The sequence below is a fragment of the Aeromonas sp. MaB10011B genome, assembly GCF_017939325.1.
Lineage (GTDB): Bacteria > Pseudomonadota > Gammaproteobacteria > Enterobacterales > Aeromonadaceae > Aeromonas > Aeromonas caviae.
On sequence record NZ_JAGKRK010000068.1, the window covers coordinates 4,438 to 24,295 of the forward strand.

General features: G+C 63.8%; 14 protein-coding genes. 8 read left to right on the forward strand and 6 right to left on the reverse strand.

The annotated features are described in order from the left end of the window. Positions 1 to 23: 23 nt before the first annotated feature. The 5 genes from J9893_RS14035 to recN form a co-directional block, all read right to left on the reverse strand. The gene (locus tag J9893_RS14035; RefSeq protein ID WP_161653634.1) at positions 24 to 1,397 is read right to left on the reverse strand and encodes a TolC family protein; all 1,374 of its coding nucleotides are present in this window, start codon (positions 1,395 to 1,397) and stop codon (positions 24 to 26) included. Next, positions 1,394 to 3,412, reverse strand: a complete 2,019-nt coding sequence (locus J9893_RS14040; RefSeq protein WP_161653633.1) for a MacB family efflux pump subunit — start codon at positions 3,410 to 3,412, stop codon at positions 1,394 to 1,396. The genes J9893_RS14035 and J9893_RS14040 overlap by 4 nt, the downstream gene beginning before the upstream one ends. Next, positions 3,409 to 4,572 (reverse strand): efflux RND transporter periplasmic adaptor subunit, encoded by a 1,164-nt coding sequence (locus tag J9893_RS14045; protein ID WP_161653632.1) that lies wholly within the window; start codon positions 4,570 to 4,572, stop codon positions 3,409 to 3,411. The genes J9893_RS14040 and J9893_RS14045 overlap by 4 nt, the downstream gene beginning before the upstream one ends. Before the next feature lie 193 nt (positions 4,573 to 4,765). Continuing rightward, positions 4,766 to 5,206: a universal stress protein gene (locus tag J9893_RS14050; RefSeq protein ID WP_203764625.1), complete on the reverse strand. Its 441-nt coding sequence runs from the start codon at positions 5,204 to 5,206 to the stop codon at positions 4,766 to 4,768. A gap of 467 nt (positions 5,207 to 5,673) precedes the next feature. Further along, entirely contained in the window at positions 5,674 to 7,338 is a 1,665-nt protein-coding gene (gene recN, locus J9893_RS14055; RefSeq protein ID WP_210600211.1) for a DNA repair protein RecN, read from the reverse strand. 306 nt (positions 7,339 to 7,644) lie between these two features. Between recN and J9893_RS14060 the strand changes: the two genes are divergently transcribed. Beyond that, complete coding sequence (locus J9893_RS14060; RefSeq protein ID WP_134997045.1) at positions 7,645 to 8,802, forward strand: GGDEF domain-containing protein; 1,158 nt, start codon at positions 7,645 to 7,647, stop codon at positions 8,800 to 8,802. A 24-nt stretch (positions 8,803 to 8,826) separates the two neighbouring features. On the opposite strand, the gene nadK is transcribed toward J9893_RS14060, so the two are convergent. Beyond that, positions 8,827 to 9,711, reverse strand: a complete 885-nt coding sequence (nadK, locus tag J9893_RS14065) for an NAD(+) kinase (RefSeq protein ID WP_010673644.1) — start codon at positions 9,709 to 9,711, stop codon at positions 8,827 to 8,829. Positions 9,712 to 9,975: 264 nt separating this feature from the next. Here nadK and grpE point away from each other — a divergent pair, with 264 nt between their 5' ends. From grpE to J9893_RS14100, 7 genes are all read left to right on the forward strand, one after another. Beyond that, on the forward strand, positions 9,976 to 10,551 hold the full coding sequence (gene grpE, locus J9893_RS14070) for a nucleotide exchange factor GrpE (protein ID WP_029314044.1): 576 nt from the start codon (positions 9,976 to 9,978) through the stop codon (positions 10,549 to 10,551). 284 nt (positions 10,552 to 10,835) lie between these two features. Continuing rightward, a complete protein-coding gene (gene dnaK, locus J9893_RS14075; RefSeq protein WP_010673646.1) occupies positions 10,836 to 12,764 on the forward strand; it encodes a molecular chaperone DnaK in 1,929 nt (642 codons plus the stop codon). Positions 12,765 to 13,018: 254 nt separating this feature from the next. Then, entirely contained in the window at positions 13,019 to 14,155 is a 1,137-nt protein-coding gene (gene dnaJ, locus J9893_RS14080) for a molecular chaperone DnaJ (RefSeq protein ID WP_039039235.1), read from the forward strand. Between the two features lie 264 nt (positions 14,156 to 14,419). Beyond that, a complete protein-coding gene (locus tag J9893_RS14085) occupies positions 14,420 to 15,910 on the forward strand; it encodes a carbohydrate porin (RefSeq protein WP_113069950.1) in 1,491 nt (496 codons plus the stop codon). Between the two features lie 111 nt (positions 15,911 to 16,021). Beyond that, entirely contained in the window at positions 16,022 to 16,981 is a 960-nt protein-coding gene (locus tag J9893_RS14090) for an aminoimidazole riboside kinase (RefSeq protein WP_103261432.1), read from the forward strand. Between the two features lie 83 nt (positions 16,982 to 17,064). Next, positions 17,065 to 18,429 carry a sucrose-specific PTS transporter subunit IIBC gene (locus J9893_RS14095; RefSeq protein WP_210600212.1) on the forward strand — a complete coding sequence of 455 codons (1,365 nt, stop codon included), beginning with the start codon at positions 17,065 to 17,067 and terminating at the stop codon, positions 18,427 to 18,429. Next, entirely contained in the window at positions 18,429 to 19,844 is a 1,416-nt protein-coding gene (locus J9893_RS14100; RefSeq protein ID WP_210600213.1) for a sucrose-6-phosphate hydrolase, read from the forward strand. Before J9893_RS14095 ends, J9893_RS14100 begins: the two co-directional genes overlap by 1 nt. Positions 19,845 to 19,858: the final 14 nt, after the last annotated feature.

The window sequence follows — 19,858 nt, forward strand, 5'->3', positions numbered from 1 at the left end:
CGATCCCACACTCTCTGCCTGGGTCAGGTTCGATCGCTTCCCCCCAGCGCCCGATAGATGCCTGCCATGTTGTTGAGCTGGGCCTGCTGCTGTGCCAGCAGAGCGAGCTCGGCATCCCACAGGCGGTTCTGCTCATCCAGCCAGGGTTGCACCCCAGTGGCACCGGCCAGAAAACGGGCGCCTGCCAGCCTCTCGGCCTCCCGGGCATAGGCCCTCTGCTGCTCCAGATAGCGCAGCCGCTGATCCCCTTGCTGACGGGCGGCCAGGCCATCCTCCACTTCCAGCAGCGCAGTATAGAGCTGCTTGCGAAACTCGGTTTCGGCAATCTGGTAGTCGATGTCGGTGCTGGCGATGGAGAGCCGGGTCTTGTTGTACTCGAGGAAAGGGAGCGCCAGCGTGGCGCCCAGGGTGCCGACCGGATTTTGCAGCACTTGGGTCAGGGTATCCGAGGTGGTGCTGGCACCGCCGGTCAGGCTCAGGGTGGGATAAAAGCCGGTGCGGATCTCGTCTCCCCTCGCAAGGGTCTTGCGCAGCCTGAGTTCGGCGGCGCGCACATCGGGCCGCCGGGCCAGCACATCGGCGGGGATGCCAGCCGCCAGGGACGGGATCGGGCCCATGATCAGGGCGTCGGGAGCGTCAGCGAGCGGCCCGCTGCTGCGGCCCAGCAGCAGGCGAAGAGCATTGCCCGCCTGTGCCCGTTGCTGGGTGAGGGTGGCGAGCTCCGCCTGCTTGCCCGCCTTCTGCTGGCTGGCCTGTACCAGATCGAGTCGGGTCACGGCGCCCGCCTCGTATTTGGCGCGGGTCAGGCGTTCAATGCGCTCCAGATTGGCCAGTTGCTGGGTGCCCAGGGTAATGGCCGAGCCGAGGTAGGCCAGTTGCCAGTATTGCTCCAGGGTCTTGCCGATGAGCAGCAACCGGGTGGCGGCCAGATCCTGTTTGCTGGCCTGTGCCTCCCAGCTCGCCTGATCCCTTGCCGCGGCCAGTCTGCCCCAGAGATCCACCTCGTAGCTGAGGTTGAGGGAGGGGCCCAGGTTGCTGCTGGCGCTGCCATCTTTCATGTTCTTGGTGCCGCTGGCCCCGAGATTGGCGCTGACCGAGGGGGTGAGGTTGGTGTCAGCCAGATCGGCGCCGAGCAGGGCATTCTTGAGCTTGAGCCCGGCCACCCGCATGTCCGGGTTGGCGGCCAGTACCGCCTCGACCAGGCGATCGAGCGCGGGATCCTGGAATCCCTGCCACCATGGGCCAGCCTGCTGCGCGGTGAGACCCCGGCTCTCCTGTTGCCATGCTGGCGCCACGTCGAGATCGGGTCTGTGATAGGTGCTCTGCTGGCTGCAGGCACCGAGGCTGGCGGTGAGCATCAGGCTTAGCCCGAGCCTTGATAGGTTGTGCATCGTCATTCCCTCGCCAGTGCCTCCACCGGATCGAGCCTGGCCGCATTGCGGGCGGGCAGGTAACCAAACAGGATCCCGATGAGGGAGGAGCACCCGAAGGCCATCAGGATGGAGAAGAGCGAGAAGCGCATCTGGAAGCTTTCCACGAGCAGGGAGAAGAGAGCGCCGATGAGCAGGGCGAGGCCGATACCGAGCAGCCCCCCCAGCAGGCTGACCATCACCGCCTCGATGAGGAACTGTTGCAATATGTCGGACTGGCGGGAGCCGACGGCGATGCGGATCCCTATCTCCCGGGTGCGCTCCACCACCGAGACCAGCATGATGTTCATCACCCCGACGCCGCCGACGATGAGGGAGATCACCGCGATGGCGGAGACCAGCAGTGTCAGGGTGGCGGTGGTCTTCTCCACCGATTTGACGATGCTGTCGCTGCTGAAGGTGAAGAAGTCTTTCACGCCGTGGCGCTGGGTCAGCAGGGCGACTGCCGCCTGCTCGGCCAGGGCGGGCTGGACGCCGTCCTTGACCCGGATGGTGATCTGGGTGAAGTGCTGCTGGGAGAGGAGACGGCTCATGACGGCGCTGTAGGGGAGCCAGACATTGACCGACTGGCTGCTGCGGCCAAAGCCGGTCTCCTGGGTGACCACCCCCACGATGCGCACCGGCAGGGTGCCGACCAGCACCACCTGGCCGACCGGGTCCACCTGGCCGAGCAGGCTCTCTATGGTCTTGCCATCCACCACGGCGACTGCCGTCCGGTTGCGAATGTCCCGCTCATCGAGCAGGCGCCCCTGGGTGAGCGTCATCCCCTTGACCCGGAAAAAGTCGTTGCCGACCCCGATCACGCTGCCGCTGCTGGTCTTGTTGCGATAGCGAAGCTGGCCCGACGTCGCTATCTGGGGGCTGGCCCCCTCCAGATAGGGCTGGCCGAGCAGCGCGTCGAGATCCCGCTCGTTCAGGGTCTGGATGCTGGCGGCCTTCTCGTCTCCCCAGTCCTTGCCGGGGAAGATGTCGATGGTGTTGGTGCCCATGGCGTTGATGTCGTCGATCACCTTGGCGCGCGCCCCCTGACCCAGCGCCACCACGCTGACCACGGCGGCGATGCCGATGATGATGCCGAGCATGGTGAGGAAGGTGCGCATGCGATGGGCCAGCATGGCGTGCAGGGCCATGCGCCCCGCCTCCCGGTAGCGATCCCAGCCCCGGCTTGCGGTGCGGACGGCGGCGCCTGTGCCCTGTGCATCTTGCCCGACAGAGGGAGCGGCCAGCTGGCTGCCGTCACCTGGCAGCGGGTGGGCTGGCGCCCCGGATGGGGAGGCTGCGTTGTCATCGGTCGCCCGATGGCCGCTGTCCTCCACTACCCGCCCGTCACGCAGGGTGATGATGCGATCCGCATGGCTTGCCACCGCCATGTCGTGGGTCACCAGAATGATGGTGTGGCCCTGGGCGTGCAGCTCCTTGAGGATGGCCATCACCTCTTTGCCGCTCTGGCTGTCGAGAGCGCCGGTGGGTTCGTCCGCCAGGATCACCTCGCCGCCGTTGGCGAGCGCCCGGGCAATACTGACCCGCTGCTGCTGACCGCCGGAGAGCTGGCCGGGTCTGTGGTGGCTGCGATCCTGCAGTCCCAGGCGGGTCAGCAAGGTGCGGGCTCGGGCCTGGCGATCAAGGCGGGCAGTGCCGGCATAGATGGCGGGGATCTCCACGTTGGCGGCCGCATCCAGATGGGGCAGCAGGTGATAGCGCTGGAAGATGAAGCCGAAGTGGTGGCAGCGCAGCCGTGCCAGGGAGAGGGCATCCAGGGTCGCGGTATCCTGGCCGCGAAACAGATACTGGCCGCCGCTCGGGTGATCGAGGCAGCCCAGCAGGTTCATCAGGGTCGATTTGCCGGAGCCGGAGGCGCCGACGATGGCCACCATCTCCCCGGCATCGATGGCGAGATCCAGCGGGTGCAGCACGGTCACTTCGTGCTCTCCGCTCTGGTAGCGCCGCTCGATGCCCTTGAGACGGATCAGGGGCTCGCTCACGGCTCCATCTCCCCTTCATCGTGCAGGGCCGGCTTGCCCTGCTCCAGGATCACCTTATCCTGCTCGGTCAGGCCGCTCACCACCTCAATCTTGATGTCATCCTTCATGCCGGTCTTGATGCGGCGGATCTCTCTCTGGTCCCCTGCCTTGAACAGGCTGACCTCGTACTCGTTGTCGCCAGTCTTCTTGCCGAGGGCGGTCTGGGGAATGGCCAGTACCTGCTTGCGCTCGCCGAGTACGATGGTGACCTGGGTCGTCATGGCGACCCTCAACTGATGGCCGGGGTTGGGCACATCGAACAGGGCATAGTAGTAGATGGCCGCATTGCTGGTGGCCGTGGTGCTGGCCGTCTGCTCATTGATGTTGGTGGGGGCCAGCTCGACCGTGCGCAGGGTACCGTGGTAGCGAGTATCCGGATCCCCTATCAGGGTGAAATAGACCGGCATGCCCGCCTTGACACGGGTGACGTCCGCTTCGGAGATCTGGGCCTTGACCGTCATGGTGTCGAGATTGGCGAGCTTGAGCAGGGTCGGTACCGTCTGGCTGGCGGCCAGGGTCTGCCCCTGCCGGGTGACGATGGAGACGACGGTACCATCCATGGGGGCCTGAATGCGGTTGTAGCCGAGCTCCGTCTTGGCGCGCTCCACCTTGATGATGGCGTTGTCGATGTCGGCCTGGGCGCTTTGCAGCTCGGCCCGGGTGACGGCAAGCTGGGCTTCGGCGCTCTCCAGATCCGCACGAGAGCTCGCTTCCTGCCGAAACATCTGCTGCTGGCGGCGCCAGGCAAGCTCGTTCTGTTTGAGCTGTGCCTGCTTGATCTTGAGCTGGGCGCGGCGGCTGGCCAGCTCCGCTTCGGCGGTCTTGAGGTTGTTCTGGGCGATCAGGGGATCGATCTCCGCCAGCAGCTCTCCTTGTTTGACCTGTTGACCCGCTTCCACCGCGAGATAGGTGACCTGACCCGAGACCTGGGCCCCCACATCCACCTGCTCGATGGCCTGCAGTACGCCACTGGCGAGCACCGTCTGCTCCACATCCTGGCGGGTTACCGTTGCGGTCAGTACCGGGTCCGGTGTGTTGCCTGGCCAGGCCAGCCAGGTGACGAGAGGGATCAGCACAAGGGCGAGCAGGGCGAGCTTGCCGGGTTTTCGAAGAGCTTTCATTTATCACCTGAACGAAACGAGCGAAGGCGTGCAAGGGCCATATCGTGCAGCAAATGGCCCTCAAAAAGAAGCGAGCAATGTGTAAGAAATCGTGTGGTTCTGGCGTTGACGCAGTGGAGGAGGTCAAGCTGGGGGAGGATGACGGCGGGCGTCAGAAACAAGAAGACCCGCTCAGGGAGCGGGTCTTGTGGCATCAACTGACGGCTTTGAGCAAGGCGGCGTGAGGCTCGTGGCAGATCTGGATATCGAGGGGCAGTTTGTAGAGGAGCAGGCGGGCCAGCGAGCCCTCCATCCAGTGATGACGGCTGCCGACCAGCAAGAGGTCGGCGGGGTGGGCGGCCAGCCAGCGCTGGAGATCCGGCACCACGTCATCCACCACCAGGCACTGGTAATCCACTGGATGAGACAGCTGGGTGATGAGTTCACTGATGATCGCCTTGGCATCCAGGGTGCCCTGGGCGCTGCGCTCCTCTTGTGACAGGGACAGACTATTGCGACGGGTCTTGCTGCTGTGGGTCAGGTGCAACAAGGTCAGGTTGGCGCCCAGCCCTTGTGCCAGACGGCTCGCCTTGGCCAGTGTCTCCTGCTCGTAATCCTTGCCTTCCAGCAACAGCACAATATTGGTCGGGCTCATAAGCAGTTCTCCTTGGCAGGTGCGGGTCAGACAGCGGAAGCGCGCTCCCATCCTCCCTTCCCGCGAAATGTCAGCTCAAACGAACCCGGTGTGTTTGCATCAAGCGTCACCTTCTGTCGATGGCAACTGAAGGTACCGAGTCCGTTTACATCATCATAACAGACTGAGTTGAATGGAAAATGAAGGGATGTGTCCGTTCGAAATGTGAATGAGTGCAACGAAGATGAGTGGCGTCCTGACCATGGCGATGAAAACCCGACTGGGTGATGACCAGGCTGGCAGGTTCAGACTGAGCATCAAGACACGTGCCGCGGATTAGCCCGGGCTCCCCCTCTTTCTTGTGGCTCACGGCATGGGCCAACCAGGTCGGCGCCGTCGGCAAGAGGCTTCAACTGGCCAGCGCGATGATGGCACGGTCAATCTGAAAGGGCCGACATGGACGGGAGGGCATCCCTCCCGCCCCGTGGTCAGCTTGCGAGCAACTCACGAGCGTTGGCCAGGGTGTTGTCGGTGATCTGATCGCCCCCCAGCAGGCGGGCCAGTTCGTTGAGCCGGGCACCCGGGGTGAGCGCCTGCATCTGGGTTTCCGTTGTCTTGCCGTCGGTGTGTTTGCTCACCACCATGTGCTGGTGACCCTTGCCTGCCACCTGGGGCAGGTGGGTGACCACCATCACCTGGGTGGATTCGCCGAGCTGGCGCAACAGGCGACCCACCACGGCGGCTGTCGGGCCGCTGATCCCCACATCCACTTCGTCGAAGATAAGGGTCGGGGTGGAGATCTTGCGTGCACTGATCACCACGATGGCGAGGCTGATACGCGACAGCTCGCCGCCGGAAGCCACCTTGCCAAGGGGTTGGATGGGCTGACCCGGGTTGGTGGTGACCATGAACTCCACCCGATCGATGCCAAGGGGCGAGAGGCTGCTCTGGGCATCGGGTCGCACCTCGATGGCGAAGCGGCCATCTGGCATCGCCAGTTCGTGCATGCTGGCGCTTACCTTCGCGCCCAGCTCCTCGGCATAGCGCTGGCGGCTCTGGCTCAGGGCCTCGGCGGCCTGCACGAAGGCCTGGCGGGCCGAGGCCAGCTCGTCCTCCATCCCCTCGAGGCGTTCCTCGTCGGAGTTGAGGCGGGCCAGATCGGCGGCCAGCTCCTGATGGTGCAGGGCCAGCTCCGCCGGTTTGACATGGTGCTTGCGTGCCAGGTTGATGGCCTTGGAGAGGCGGTTCTCCAGCTCGTTGAAGCGCTCTGGATCCAGTTCCAGCCGGTCGAGATAGCTGCGCAGCTCGCTGTGGCTCTCCTGTACGCCGATCAGCGCTTCGTTGAGCATGCCGAGCACGTTGCCAAGCCGGCTGTCCATGCCGACCAGGGTCTCGGCCCTGTCCACGGCCGTCTGCAGCAGACCGGCGATAGTGGTCTCTTCATTGTCATAGAGCAGATCGAGGCAATACCCGCACTCCTGCATCAGCTCGGTGCCATTGGCGAGCCGCTGATGCTCCTCTTCAATCTCTTCAAACTCTCCCGGCTGAAGGGCAAATTCGTCCAGCTCCTGCACCTGGTATTCGATGAGTTGACGGCGGGCTTCCCGCTGCTGCTGCTCGGCCTTGAGCCGGTTGAGCTCGTTTTGCAACTGGCGCCACTGCTGGTAGTGGCGGCGTACATCGTCGAGGAGCAGATGATGACCGGCGTAGCCGTCCAGCAGGGCGAGCTGGTAATCGGGTTTGAGCAGCATCTGGTGAGCGTGCTGACCGTGGACGTTGACCAGCAGTTGACCCAGGTTCCTGAGCTGGGCGAGGGGGACGGGAACCCCGTTGATATAGCTGCGAGAGCGCCCCTCGGCGGACAGTACCCGCCGGACGATGCACTCACCGTCATTTTCAAGCTCGTTGGTGGCGAGCCAGGCCCGGGCGGCAGGATTACCCTCCAGCAGGAAGCGGGCACTCACCTCGGTCTTGTCGCTGCCCGGGCGCACCATGCTGGCTTCGGCGCGCTCCCCCAGGCACAGCCCCAGAGCATCGATGGCGATGGATTTGCCCGCCCCGGTCTCCCCGGTGATGCAGGTCATCCCCGGTTGCAGATCGAGCTCGAGAAACTTGACGATGGCGAAGTTGTTGACGGTCAGCTGGGTCAGCATGGTCTCATCCTGTATGGGTCAACATTACTGTCTATGCATCCAGTATATACTGGTCTTATATACAGTAAAGTGGGCAGGGAGGATTTTTGCGAAACAGGGGGAGGGCAAGGATGTCAAGGCCGCGGCATGGGTGTGACGCCGATCAGATGGCCTGCAAAATCAACCTGCGTACCTGGCATGGGCTGAGGCGATGCGAGAAGCCACCTTGAGGGGCTCTCTTGTGGTGAGTAGCGGGTTGAGACACACTCGAAACAGTCCTGGTTGAGCCTGGGCTGTGCACAGACCTCTTCGCAAGGATGCGTCACGATGATCCATACCCCGACCCTGCTGCTGATCTCCCTGGCAATCAACCTGATGTCGGGGGTGATCATGTTGTTCATCCACTCCCTGAAGCCGGGTCGAGGCAACTTTCTGTACTGGTCCCTCTCCGCTTTTCTCTTCTCCCTCTCCATCCTGCTGCTCAGTCTGGGGGTGTTGGGCGGCCATCCGGCGCTGGGCATCCGGGTCGGCGGCCTGGTCTCGCTCATGAGCATCCTGCTGTTGCTCGCCGGTTTTTGTGCGCTTTACGAGCGCGCATGGCATCCCCGTGCCGTGGGGGGAGGCGTGGCGGTGTTGCTGCTGCTCTATCTGGGATTGTCCAGCCTCGCCCCCGTGCGCATTGTGCTGGCCCTGATGGAGTCGATGTTGTACCTGTGGTGCGCCTGCCTCATCGTCTCTCTCGGCCGGCAACAGAAGCGGGTGCTCCATGTGGTGGCGCTCATTTACCTGCTGCATTTCACCATCCTGCTGAGTCAGGGGGGGCTGATCTTGCTGGGAGTCGAAGAGCGGATGGGGGACGGAGGTTGGCTCGATCTCATCTTCTTCATGCACATGGTGCTGACCATCGGCTCGGTGTTGTTGCTGCCTCTGGTGGCCTATGTGGAGACGGAGGAGGCATTGCTGGCGCTCTCGGAGCGGGATCCCCTCACCGGGGTACTCAATCGGCGTGGCCTCTTCAGGCACGGAGAGGGTACTACGCCTGGCCAGACGCGCTGCGTGGTGGTCCTGGACATCGATCACTTCAAGCGGGTCAACGACCAGTTTGGTCACGGCTGCGGGGATGAGGTCATTCGCTATGTGGCCGGGGTGCTGGTGGCCGAGGTACGCAAGGGTGATCTGGTGGGGCGCATCGGTGGCGAGGAGTTCGCCATCATCATGGGGGGCGTGAGCGGCCAGATGGCCCGCGACATCTGTGACCGGATCCGCCGTCAGATAGAGACGGGCTCCCGGCAGGGGGCCTGCCTGCCGTGCGAGGGGGTCACGGTGAGCATGGGGGTCGTGTGCGCCAGTGCCGAGGCTGACCTGGCACTGATGCTGACAAAAGCCGATGCTGCCATGTACCGGGTGAAGGAAGCGGGGAGAAACGGGGTGCATCTGGCATTCGAGCCGGCACCGCCTCGGCTGGTCGAAAGCAGCGAGGGGTAGACCCTCGCCACCGGTGTTGCCTGGCTAGAAGAGCTTGCTGCCCCAACCGAGCTTGTTGCGCAGCACGTGGAAGTAGCTGTAATCCAGCGGATGCACCAGATGCAGCTTGTGGCTGCTCTTCTTGATGAGGATCTCGTCCCCCGGGTGGACCGCCAGGGTGACCTGGCCGTCGCAGCTCACCTGCATGGCGTCGTCCTGGTTGTCCGGCGAGACCAGCAGCCGCACTTCGCTGTCCGCATCCAGCACGATGGGGCGGCTGCTCAGGGTGTGCGGGAACATGGGCACCAGCGTGATGGCGTTTAGTTTGGGGGTGAGAATGGCGCCCCCTGCCGACAGGGAGTAGGCGGTGGAGCCGGTGGGTGTCGCCACTATGATGCCGTCCGAGCGCTGGCTGTACATGAAGCTGCCGTCGATGTAGACCTCGAACTCGATCATGTGGGCGATCTTGCCCGGGTGAAGCACCGCCTCGTTGACCGCGAGGTTGCTCGACTTGCGCTCCCCGTGGCGATAGACGGCGGCCTCCAGCAGGAAGCGATGCTCGCTCTTGAAGTGACCCGAGAGCACCTGCTCCAGGGGCAGCAGATAATCCTGGGGCGAGAGGTCGGTCAGGAAGCCGAGGTTGCCCCGGTTCACCCCGATCACCGCCACATCGAACCGTGACAGCACCCGGGCGGCCCCCAGCATGTTGCCGTCACCGCCGACGACGATGGCGAGATCCGCCTGCTCGCCGAGCTGCACCAGATCCATCACGTTCTCCCCGAGCAGCCCCAGGGTATGGGCCACCCGGCTCTCCAGCAGCACGCGAAAGCCGCGGCTGGTCAGGTACTGGTACAGGCCGGTCAGGGTCTGGTTGGCCCCCTCGTGATGGGGCTTGCCGATGAGGGCAACGGTTTTGAACGGAGAATCCATAGGTTATCGGGTCTGGGAGAGTCTTGGGGGGGAGTATACCGCGCTTTGCCGGGGATTTGTCTGCCTCCGTGGCGGTTGGTGCAATCGGCCCCGAAAAGGGGCTGCCTGGCACGCGGATGGGCGCCATTGTGCCCGATCTGCCCTTTTCCCCTTGAAAGCCGGGGCTGTGTCCCCATAATAGCGCCAACACAGGGTCTGCTGGCGCGTGTCGCTTGTCTGAACGCCAGCCACCCTCACACGCAACCCCTGAATATTGGAGATGTCATGAGCCACGAAGAACAAAAGGTTGAAGCGATGGAGCAAGTGGAAGCCCAGCCAGTCGAGCCGACCGATGTAGACAGTGAAGTGACAGCCGAGCAGGCCCGCATCGCCGAGCTGGAGGCCCAGCTGGAGGCGGCCCAGCAGGCCTCCCTGGAAGAGCGCGAGCGCGCCATTCGCGCCGTCGCCGAGATGGAGAACCTGCGTCGCCGTGCCGCTCAGGACGTGGAGAAAGCCCACAAGTTTGCACTGGAGAAGTTCGCCGCAGAGCTCTTGCCGGTGCTGGACAACCTGGAGCGCGCCATCGAGCTGGCGGACAAGGAGAACGACACCCTCAAGCCGATGATTGAAGGGGTCGAGCTGACCCTGAAATCCATGCAGAGCGGCGTGGCCAAGTTCGGCCTGGTGGCGCTGGACCCGACCAACCAGCCGTTCGACCCCAATGCCCACCAGGCCATGAGCATGGTGCCCAGTGCCGACGTGGCGCCGAACACCGTGATCGCCGTGATGCAGAAGGGCTACGAGCTCAACGGCCGCGTCATCCGTCCGGCCATGGTGATGGTCTCCAAGTCCGCTGACTGATCACGCTGTTCTCACCAAGCCCGCCGCTTGGCGGGCTTTTTGTTGGATGTGGCGCCAAAAAAACGTGTCTGGCGTCATTTGGCTGTCAGGTGGCCTGTATGCAGGTTTTTTCAGGGCCGGACTTGAAGCGCCGACTTGAGACCCCATATAGGTTGCAAGGCCACGGCGGCACAAAAAATTTGATGCCGGGAGCTTGAAAGCCACAGTGGCAGGCCCCACCTAGCCGTTAACGTATCAAGGCGAGCCCCTCGCCAGTTTATTCAAAGTATTTGGAGATTCGTCAAATGGGTAAAATCATCGGTATTGACCTGGGTACTACCAACTCCTGCGTCGCTATTCTGGATGGCGACCATGCTCGCGTGATCGAGAACGCGGAAGGCGACCGTACTACTCCGTCCATCATTGCCTATGCCGATGACGGCGAAATCCTGGTTGGTCAGCCGGCCAAGCGCCAAGCCATCACCAACCCGAAGAACACGCTGTTCGCCATCAAGCGTCTGATCGGCCGTCGTTTCGAAGATGACGAAGTACAACGTGACCTGAAAATCATGCCGTACGCCATCGCCAAGGCCGACAACGGTGACGCCTGGGTTGAAGTGAAAGGCAAGAAAATGGCACCGCCGCAGATCTCTGCCGAAGTGCTGAAAAAGATGAAGAAGACCGCCGAGGACTACCTGGGCGAGCCGGTGACCGAAGCCGTCATCACCGTACCGGCCTACTTCAACGACGCCCAGCGTCAGGCCACCAAGGATGCCGGTCGCATCGCCGGTCTGGACGTCAAGCGCATCATCAACGAGCCGACTGCGGCTGCGTTTGCCTACGGCGTCAACAAGGTCAAGGGCGAGCGCAAGGTTGCCGTATATGACTTAGGGGGCGGTACCTTCGATATCTCCATCATCGAGATCGACGAAGTCGAAGGGGAAACCACCTTCGAAGTACTGGCGACCAACGGTAACACCCACCTGGGTGGTGAAGACTTCGACAACCGCGTCATCAACTACCTGGTTGACGAGTTCAAGCGCGAGCAGGGCATCGACCTGCGCAACGACCAGCTGGCTCTGCAGCGTCTGAAAGACGCCGCCGAAAAAGCCAAGATCGAGCTCTCTTCTGCCCAGCAGACCGACGTGAACCTGCCGTACATCACAGCAGATGCCACCGGTCCGAAGCACATGAATATCAAGGTGACCCGCGCCAAGCTGGAATCCCTGGTGGAAGACATGGTGAAAGACTCCCTGGAGCCGGTTCGTGTCGCCCTGAAAGACTCCGGTCTGGCGGTTGGCGAGATCGACGACGTCATCCTGGTGGGCGGTCAGACCCGTATGCCGCTGGTTCAGAAGACCGTGGCCGACTTCTTCGGTAAAGAGCCGCGCAAAGACGTCAACCCGGACGAAGCCGTGGCCATGGGTGCTGCCATCCAGGGTGCCGTACTGTCCGGTGACAAGACCGACGTACTGCTGCTGGACGTGACTCCGCTCTCCCTGGGGATCGAGACCATGGGCAGCGTGATGACCGCGCTCATCGAGAAGAACACCACCATTCCGACCAAGAAGTCCCAGGTGTTCTCCACCGCCGAAGACAACCAGTCTGCCGTGACCATTCACGTGCTGCAGGGTGAGCGCAAGCGCGCCAGCGACAACAAGTCCCTGGGCCAGTTCAACCTGGAAGGCATCCGCCCGGCACCGCGCGGTCTGCCGCAGATCGAAGTGACCTTCGACATCGATGCCAACGGCATCCTGCACGTCTCCGCGAAAGACAAGGAGACCAACAAGGAGCAGAAGATCACCATCCAGGCCTCTTCCGGTCTGTCTGATGACGAGATCGAACGCATGGTACGCGAAGCCGAAGCCAACGCGGCCGAGGACAAGAAGTTCGAAGAGCTGGTGCAGGCCCGCAACCAGGCTGACGGTCTGGTCCACTCCGTGCGCAAGCAGGTCACCGAAGCCGGTGAAGCCCTGCCTGCCGACGAGAAGACCAAGATTGAGACTGCCCTGAGCGAGCTGGAATCCGCCATCAAGGGTGACGACAAGGCTGCCATCGAAGCCAAACAGCAGGCTCTGCTGGAAGCGTCCCAGAAGCTGATGGAAATTGCCCAGCAGCAGGCTCAGGCGCAAGGCGCCGCCGGTGCTGACGCCGGTCAGTCCTCCTCTTCTGCCAAGGCTGACGACGACGTGGTCGACGCCGAGTTCGAAGAAGTGAAAGACGACAAGAAATAAGCCCGACCCGGATGGGCGAAGTCCGCTTCGCCCATCGGCTCAGAATCTGTTCACGGTCTGTCGCGAGAGGCCGTCAGCAAGGTAAAGAGCAGCGCAGGAACCGGAGCGTACAGATATACGTGAGGATTCCGAGCAGCACATGAGCCTTGATCACGGCTTCGTAGTAAGAGTGTGAGCAGATTCGTCAATGAATTTACGGGCGTTGGGTAACCAACGCCCGTCTGCGTAACTGCTGATATAGCAACAGGATGAGTATGTCGAAGCGCGATTTCTACGAAGTGCTCGGGGTGTCGAAAGGTGCCGACGAGCGCGAGATCAAGAAGGCGTACAAGCGTCTGGCCATGAAGTATCACCCGGATCGCAACCAGGGTGATGCCGGGGCTGAAGAGAAGTTCAAAGAGGTCAAGGAAGCCTACGAGGTCCTGACCGACGAGAACCTGCGTGCCCGTTATGACCAGTACGGTCATGCCGGGGTGGATCCGAGCCAGGGTGGCGGCCACGGCGGCTTTGGCGGTGGCGCCGATTTCGGCGACATCTTCGGCGACGTGTTTGGCGACATCTTCGGTGGTCGCGGGGGCGGTCGTCGCGGCCCGGCCCGTGGCTCCGACCTGCGCTACAACATGGAGCTGACGCTGGAAGAGGCGGTGCGCGGGGTCTCCAAGGAGATCAAGATCCCGACCCAGGTCCACTGCGAAGTGTGCAACGGCTCCGGTGCCCATACCGGCAGCCAGGCCCAGACCTGCCCCACCTGCCACGGCTCCGGCCAGGTGCAGATGCGCCAGGGCTTCTTCGCGGTGCAGCAGCCCTGCCCCCACTGTCACGGTCGCGGCAAGATCATCAAGGATCCGTGCCGCAAGTGCCATGGGGAAGGGCGCTATCAGAAGACCAAGACCCTGTCGGTCAAGATCCCGGCCGGGGTCGATACCGGGGATCGCATCCGTCTCTCCGGCGAAGGGGAAGCGGGGGAAACCGGCGCATCGGCGGGGGATCTGTACGTACAGGTTCACGTGCGCGAGCACGAGATCTTCGTCCGTGACGGCAACGACCTCTACTGCGAAGTGCCCATCAGCTTTACCACGGCGGCGCTCGGCGGCGAGATTGAAGTGCCGACCCTGGATGGCCGGGTCAAGCTCAAGGTGACCCCGGAGACCCAGACCGGCAAGCTGTTCCGCCTGCGGGGCAAGGGCGTCAAGTCCGTGCGCTCCGGCCAGGTGGGGGATCTGATGTGCAAGGTGGTGATCGAGACTCCGGTCAAGCTGACCGAGACCCAGAAAGATCTGCTGCGCCAGCTGGACGACTCCTTCAGCGGCGCCGCTGCCAAGACCCACAAGCCGAAATCTGAGGGCTTCTTCGAAGGGGTGAAACGCTTCTTCGACGACCTGACCAAATAAACGCGACCCGCGTTACCCAAGCCGGCACGGATGTGCCGGCTTTTTTTTGCCCGCCATCTGGCCTGGATCCCCCCTTATTGAGTGGATCCCGATGAGGGATCCTCCTCACAACTTCCGCCAATTCCCCCTGTACAAATGTTATCCCGCTCACACTCCTGCTGAAACGGTTTAGCTGGCATATTGAGTCAGCTAAAGCGGTTTAGCTATCCTCGGCTTGTCAACAACAACAGAGCCCGGACGGGCGACAGAAGACAGGTGAGGACGATGACGATGTTCAAGAGCAAGTTGGCGCTGGCCGTGGCGCTGGGATTGGGAATGAGCAGCCCGCTGTGGGCGGCGGATGGTGGTATCGAAGCCAGGCTGGCGGCGCTGGAGGCGCGGGTGCAGGCAGCCGAGGCGCGCGCCACCGCTGCCGAAGCGCGGGCCGATGAGGCCCAGAGCAAGGCGAGCGAAGCCCGCGAGACCGCCGCCGTGGCCAAGGCCCAGAGCGAGAAGGTGGACAAGCAGACTGCCGGTGCCCAGGGCTTCGAGTTCCACGGCTATGCCCGCTCGGGCCTGCTGGTGAACGGCAACGGCAACGGTGGCCGCGGCGGCCCCTACATCACCCCGGCCGGCTCGGTGGGCGGCGCCGTGGGTCGCCTTGGCAACGAGGATGACACCTACATGGAGGCCAACCTGCTGAAGACCCAGACCTTCGACGATGGCAGCTGGGCCCGCTACAAGCTGATGCTGGCGGACGGGGTGGAGACCAGCAACGACTGGACCGCCAGCGATTCCAGCCTCAACACCCGCCAGGTGTTTGCCGAAATCGGCGATCTGGCGAGCTTCAGCGGTCCTTTCCAGCACTCGGTGCTCTGGGCGGGCAAGCGCTTTGACCGGGACAACTTCGACATCCACTGGCTCGACTCGGACGTGGTCTTCCTGGCCGGCACCGGCGGCGGCGTCTACGACGTGCAGCTGGCCGACAGCTGGAAGGCAAACTTCTCCCTCTACGGGCGCGACTACGGCGACATCAGCGCGAGCGGTCTCTCCGACATCGAGAGCTACATCCTCACCATGAACAACCGCGTTGGCAACTGGCAGTGGATGCTGAACGGCCTCTCCGCCAAGGACAACGAGGCGCGCATCAATGACGGCGGCGCGGGCAGCGAAGCGGCGAACAAGGGGGCCCACACCCTGCTGGCCTACCACGCCGACAGCTTCTTTGGCATCAACCCCGGTTTCTCCAAGGCGGCGGTGCTGTATGGCCACGGTCTGGGTGCCGAGCTCAAGGGGCTGGGCTCCGACAGCGAGCTGCTGCCGGATGCCGATGCGGTGCGGGTCGCCGTGTTTGGCGCTACCGATCTTGCGCCTCGCTGGCGTGTCGCCCCGGCCCTGCTGGCCGAGCACAGCCAGGATCGTTACGTGAAGGGGGACGAGTACCGCTGGGTGACCCTCAATGGCCGCCTGGCCCAGGTGCTGAGCCAGAACGTCGAGCTGGTCTACGAGGCGACCTGGCAGTACATGGACCTCGATCCCAAGGGCTACAAGGGTCGCCAGGCGGTGAGCGGCGATTTCACCAAGCTCACCTTCGCGCCGACCTTCAAGGCGCAGACCGCCGGCTTCTTCGAGCGGCCCGAGCTTCGGGTGTTCGCCACCTGGATGGACTGGTCCTCCGAGCTCGACAACTACGCCAGCTCCGATGCCATGGGCCAGAGCAACTTCACCGCCGGGGGCGAGTGGAACTTTGGCGTGCAGATGGAAACCTGGTTCTAGTTCGTTATCCCGATCACAAAAATGGCAGGCGGCCCCGGGATCTGTTGGTTAGCTAAAACGGTTTAGCTGATAATGCGGACCCAGAACCCGGGGCTGACCCCGGCAAATCCTGTGCAGCAGTGGAGTAGCAACAAGGTGACGAATCGTGTGTGGGTAATGGGGGATGCGGTAGTGGACTTGATCCCGGAAGGGGAGCAGCACTACCTCAAGTGTCCGGGTGGCGCACCGGCCAACGTGGCGGTGGGCGTTGCCCGGCTCGGCGGGGAGTCGGCCTTTATTGGCCGGGTCGGCGCGGATCCCTTCGGCCGCTTCATGGGGGAGACCCTGGCCAGGGAGGGGGTCGACATTCGCCACCTGATCCAGGATCCGGCCCATCGCACCAGCACGGTGCTGGTGGATCTCGATGAGGCGGGGGAGCGCAGCTTCACCTTCATGGTGCGCCCGAGCGCCGATCAGTTCCTGAGCCACGCCGATCTGCCGGTCTTCCAGGCCGGGCAGTGGCTGCTGACCTGCTCCATTGCGCTCGCCAACGAGCCGGTGCGCAGCAGTTGTCTGCAAGCCATGGCGACCATCCGAGCCGTCGGGGGGCGGGTCTGCTTCGACCCCAACCTGAGGCCAGAGGTGTGGGGCAACCCTGCCGAGATGCTGCCCGTGGTGCGCGAGGCCATGGCCCTCGCAGACGTGGTCAAGCTCTCGGTGGAGGAGCTGCAACTGCTGAGCGGTCTGGACGATCTGGCGGCGGGGCTTGCCACTCTTTCAGGCCCGGCACTGGTGCTGGTGACCCGGGGGGCGGGGGGCGTGGTGGCCCGTCTGGGTGGCGAGTTGCTGGAGTGGGTGGGGCCCAAAGTGACGCCACTCGATACTACGGGGGCGGGGGACGCCTTCGTCGCCGGGCTGCTGGCGGCCTTGGCCGAACGGACCTCGCTGCCGACGCTGGCCGAGCTGCCCGCCATTCTGGCTCAGGCCCACGGCTGCGGGGCGCTCGCCACCACCGCCAAGGGGGCGATGACGGCACTGCCCACCCGCACCCGGCTGGATGAATTTTTGCGATCAGGCGCAGACGGCTGTTGATCCGCGGCTAGAAGCCCGGCTCGACAGCCCCTACTCTCATGTGACAAGGGCCCGCCAGCGTGGCGGGTCATAAGAGGAAGAATATGAATATCAGTGCGATAGCCCAGGATCTGGTGCCCCTGCTCGGGGGCAGGGAGAACATCGTCAGCGCCGCCCACTGCGCCACCCGGCTGCGGCTGGTGCTGGCGGACGACAGCAAGGTGAACAAGGCCGCCATCGACAAGCTGGAGGGGGTCAAGGGGTGCTTCAGCAACGCCGGCCAGATCCAGGTCATTTTCGGCACCGGCCTGGTCAACAAGGTCTATGCGGAGTTCGTCACCCTGACCGGGACCGGCACCGCCAGCAAGGCGGAGCTGACCGACATGGCGACGGCCAAGCTCAACGTGGCCCAGCGTCTGGCGCGGACCCTCTCCAACATCTTCGTGCCCATCATTCCGGCCATCGTCGCCTCCGGTCTGCTGATGGGGCTGCTCGGCATGGTGCGCACCTACGGCTGGGTCAACGCCGACAGCGCCCTGTTCGTCATGCTCGACATGTTCAGCTCGGCAGCCTTCATCATCCTGCCGATCCTCATCGGCTTTACGGCGGCGCGGGAGTTTGGCGGCAATCCGTACCTCGGGGCGACCCTTGGCGGCATCCTCACCCACCCGGCCCTGACAAACGCCTGGGGCGTGGCCGGGGGCTTCAAGACCATGGACTTCTTCGGCCTGGATGTCGCCATGATCGGCTACCAGGGCACCGTCTTCCCGGTGCTCTTGGCGGTCTGGTTCATGTCCCATCTGGAGAAGCAGCTGCGCAAGCGCATCCCTGACGCCCTGGATCTCATCCTCACCCCGTTTTTGACCGTCATCATCACCGGCTTCGTGGCGCTGCTTTTCATCGGCCCCGCCGGGCGGGTGCTGGGGGATGGCATCTCGTTCGGTCTGAGCGCCCTCTATGAGCAGGCAGGCTGGCTGGCGGGTCTGGTGTTTGGCGGGACTTATTCGCTCATCGTCATCACCGGCATCCACCACAGCTTCCACGCCATCGAGGCGGGGCTGCTGGCCAACCCTGCCATCGGCGTCAACTTCCTGCTGCCCATCTGGGCCATGGCCAACGTGGCCCAGGGGGGGGCTTGCCTCGCGGTCTACTTCAAGACCCGCGATGTGAAGATCAAGGCCATCACGGTGCCGGCGGCCATGTCCTGCCTGCTCGGCATCACCGAGGCGGCGATCTTCGGGGTCAACCTGCGCTACATCAAGCCCTTCCTGGCCGGTCTGTTAGGCGGGGCCTGCGGCGGCGCCTACGTGGTGGCGGCCAAGGTCGGCATGACGGCGGTGGGCCTGACCGGCATCCCGGGCATGGCCATCGTCCAGCCCATGAGCCTCATCCACTACGTCATCGGTCTGGTGATCGCCTTTGGCGCCGCTTTCGCCGCCTCCTACCTGCTCAAGTACAAGGTGGAGTGATGAAGGAAAGCCATCTCCTGAACCTGGTTGTCCGGTCCCTGCTGGCCGGACAGCTCAAGGCGGCGGCCGATCCCCATCGGCCCCGCTGGCATCTGGCAGCCCCGGTGGGGCTGCTCAACGATCCCAACGGCTTCATCGAGCACGACGGGCGCTACCATCTTTTCTACCAGTGGAACCCGCTCGGTTGCGAGCACCGCAACAAGGGCTGGGGGCATGTCACCTCCACCGATCTGCTGCACTGGCAGCACGAGCCGGTGGCGCTGCTGCCCACCGAGGCCTATGAGAGCCACGGCTGCTATTCGGGCTCGGCGGTGAGCGACGAGAAGGGGCGTCTGACCCTCATCTATACCGGCAACGTCAAATACCCGGACGGCAGCCGCACCGCCTACCAGTGTCTGGCCCGTGCCGACGGTGAGGGGGGCTTCGAGAAGCTGGGACCCGTGCTGGACCTGCCCGCAGGCTACAGCGGCCATGTGCGCGACCCCAAGGTGTGGCACGACGGTCGGCAGTGGTTGATGGTGCTGGGGGCTCGTACCCTGGACGATCGGGGTGAGGTGCTGCTCTATCGCGGTGATACCCTGGATGCCTGGACGCTGGTGGGCCCCATCGCCGGCAGCGGGCGCGGCGGTCTCGGGGAGTTTGGCTACATGTGGGAGTGTCCGGACCTCTTCCCCCTGGGAGATCGCCATGTGCTGATCAGCTGCCCGCAGGGGATTGCCCCGCAGGGAGAGGATTATCGCAACCTCTACCAGTGCGGCTGGCTGGCGGGTGACTTCGACGGCGAGCGCTTCGAGCACGGGGTTTTCCACGAGTTGGACAGGGGCTTCGAGTTCTATGCGCCGCAGACCACTCAGGACAACCAAGGGCGGCGCCTGCTGTTCGGCTGGCTGGGCTTGCCGGAGGAGAACGAGATGAGCCAGCCCACTCTCGAGCACGGCTGGATCCACCAGATGAGCTGCCCGCGGGAGCTGTTCTGGCAGGATGAGTGGCTCTGCCAGCGGCCGGTGGCAGAGCTGGGCGCCCTGAAAGGGGAGCAGACCCGCTTCGAGGGGGCACTGGACGAGCTGCCTGCCCTGGCCATCGACTCGGCCTGGCTCGATCTGGCGCTGTGCGGTGAAGGGCGCCTCGGGTTCGGGGCCGTGGTCGAGCTGGTGTGGCAGCCGGGGCGTCTTGTCCTGCGGCGCCAGAACTGGCAGAGCGGGGAGTGGGAGGAGCGAAGCGCCCCCTGGCTTGGGGGCAAGATCACCGTCTTGTGTGACCGCTCCAGCCTGGAGTGCTTCGTCGATGGCGGGCGCCAGAGCTTGTCGACCCGTTACTTCCCCGGCGAAAACCCAGTACTTTCCGCACGTTGTGGTGGTGATGGCAGCAAAATTTGCCTCGATCACTGGCCGCTGGCGACCTGCCTAGTACAATAGCCCGGTCTCAGTGT

What these genes read in the sequence shown, in the direction of transcription:
- J9893_RS14035 (WP_161653634.1), bottom strand. Translation starts at nt 1,397, where the DNA reads ATGACGATGCACAACCTATCAAGGCTCGGGCTAAGCCTGATGCTCACC.
- J9893_RS14045 (WP_161653632.1), bottom strand. Translation starts at nt 4,572, where the DNA reads ATGAAAGCTCTTCGAAAACCCGGCAAGCTCGCCCTGCTCGCCCTTGTG.
- J9893_RS14050 (WP_203764625.1), bottom strand. Translation starts at nt 5,206, where the DNA reads ATGAGCCCGACCAATATTGTGCTGTTGCTGGAAGGCAAGGATTACGAG.
- recN (WP_210600211.1), bottom strand. Translation starts at nt 7,338, where the DNA reads ATGCTGACCCAGCTGACCGTCAACAACTTCGCCATCGTCAAGTTTCTC.
- J9893_RS14060 (WP_134997045.1), top strand. Translation starts at nt 7,645, where the DNA reads ATGATCCATACCCCGACCCTGCTGCTGATCTCCCTGGCAATCAACCTG.
- nadK (WP_010673644.1), bottom strand. Translation starts at nt 9,711, where the DNA reads ATGGATTCTCCGTTCAAAACCGTTGCCCTCATCGGCAAGCCCCATCAC.
- grpE (WP_029314044.1), top strand. Translation starts at nt 9,976, where the DNA reads ATGAGCCACGAAGAACAAAAGGTTGAAGCGATGGAGCAAGTGGAAGCC.
- dnaK (WP_010673646.1), top strand. Translation starts at nt 10,836, where the DNA reads ATGGGTAAAATCATCGGTATTGACCTGGGTACTACCAACTCCTGCGTC.
- dnaJ (WP_039039235.1), top strand. Translation starts at nt 13,019, where the DNA reads ATGTCGAAGCGCGATTTCTACGAAGTGCTCGGGGTGTCGAAAGGTGCC.
- J9893_RS14085 (WP_113069950.1), top strand. Translation starts at nt 14,420, where the DNA reads ATGACGATGTTCAAGAGCAAGTTGGCGCTGGCCGTGGCGCTGGGATTG.
- J9893_RS14095 (WP_210600212.1), top strand. Translation starts at nt 17,065, where the DNA reads ATGAATATCAGTGCGATAGCCCAGGATCTGGTGCCCCTGCTCGGGGGC.
- J9893_RS14100 (WP_210600213.1), top strand. Translation starts at nt 18,429, where the DNA reads ATGAAGGAAAGCCATCTCCTGAACCTGGTTGTCCGGTCCCTGCTGGCC.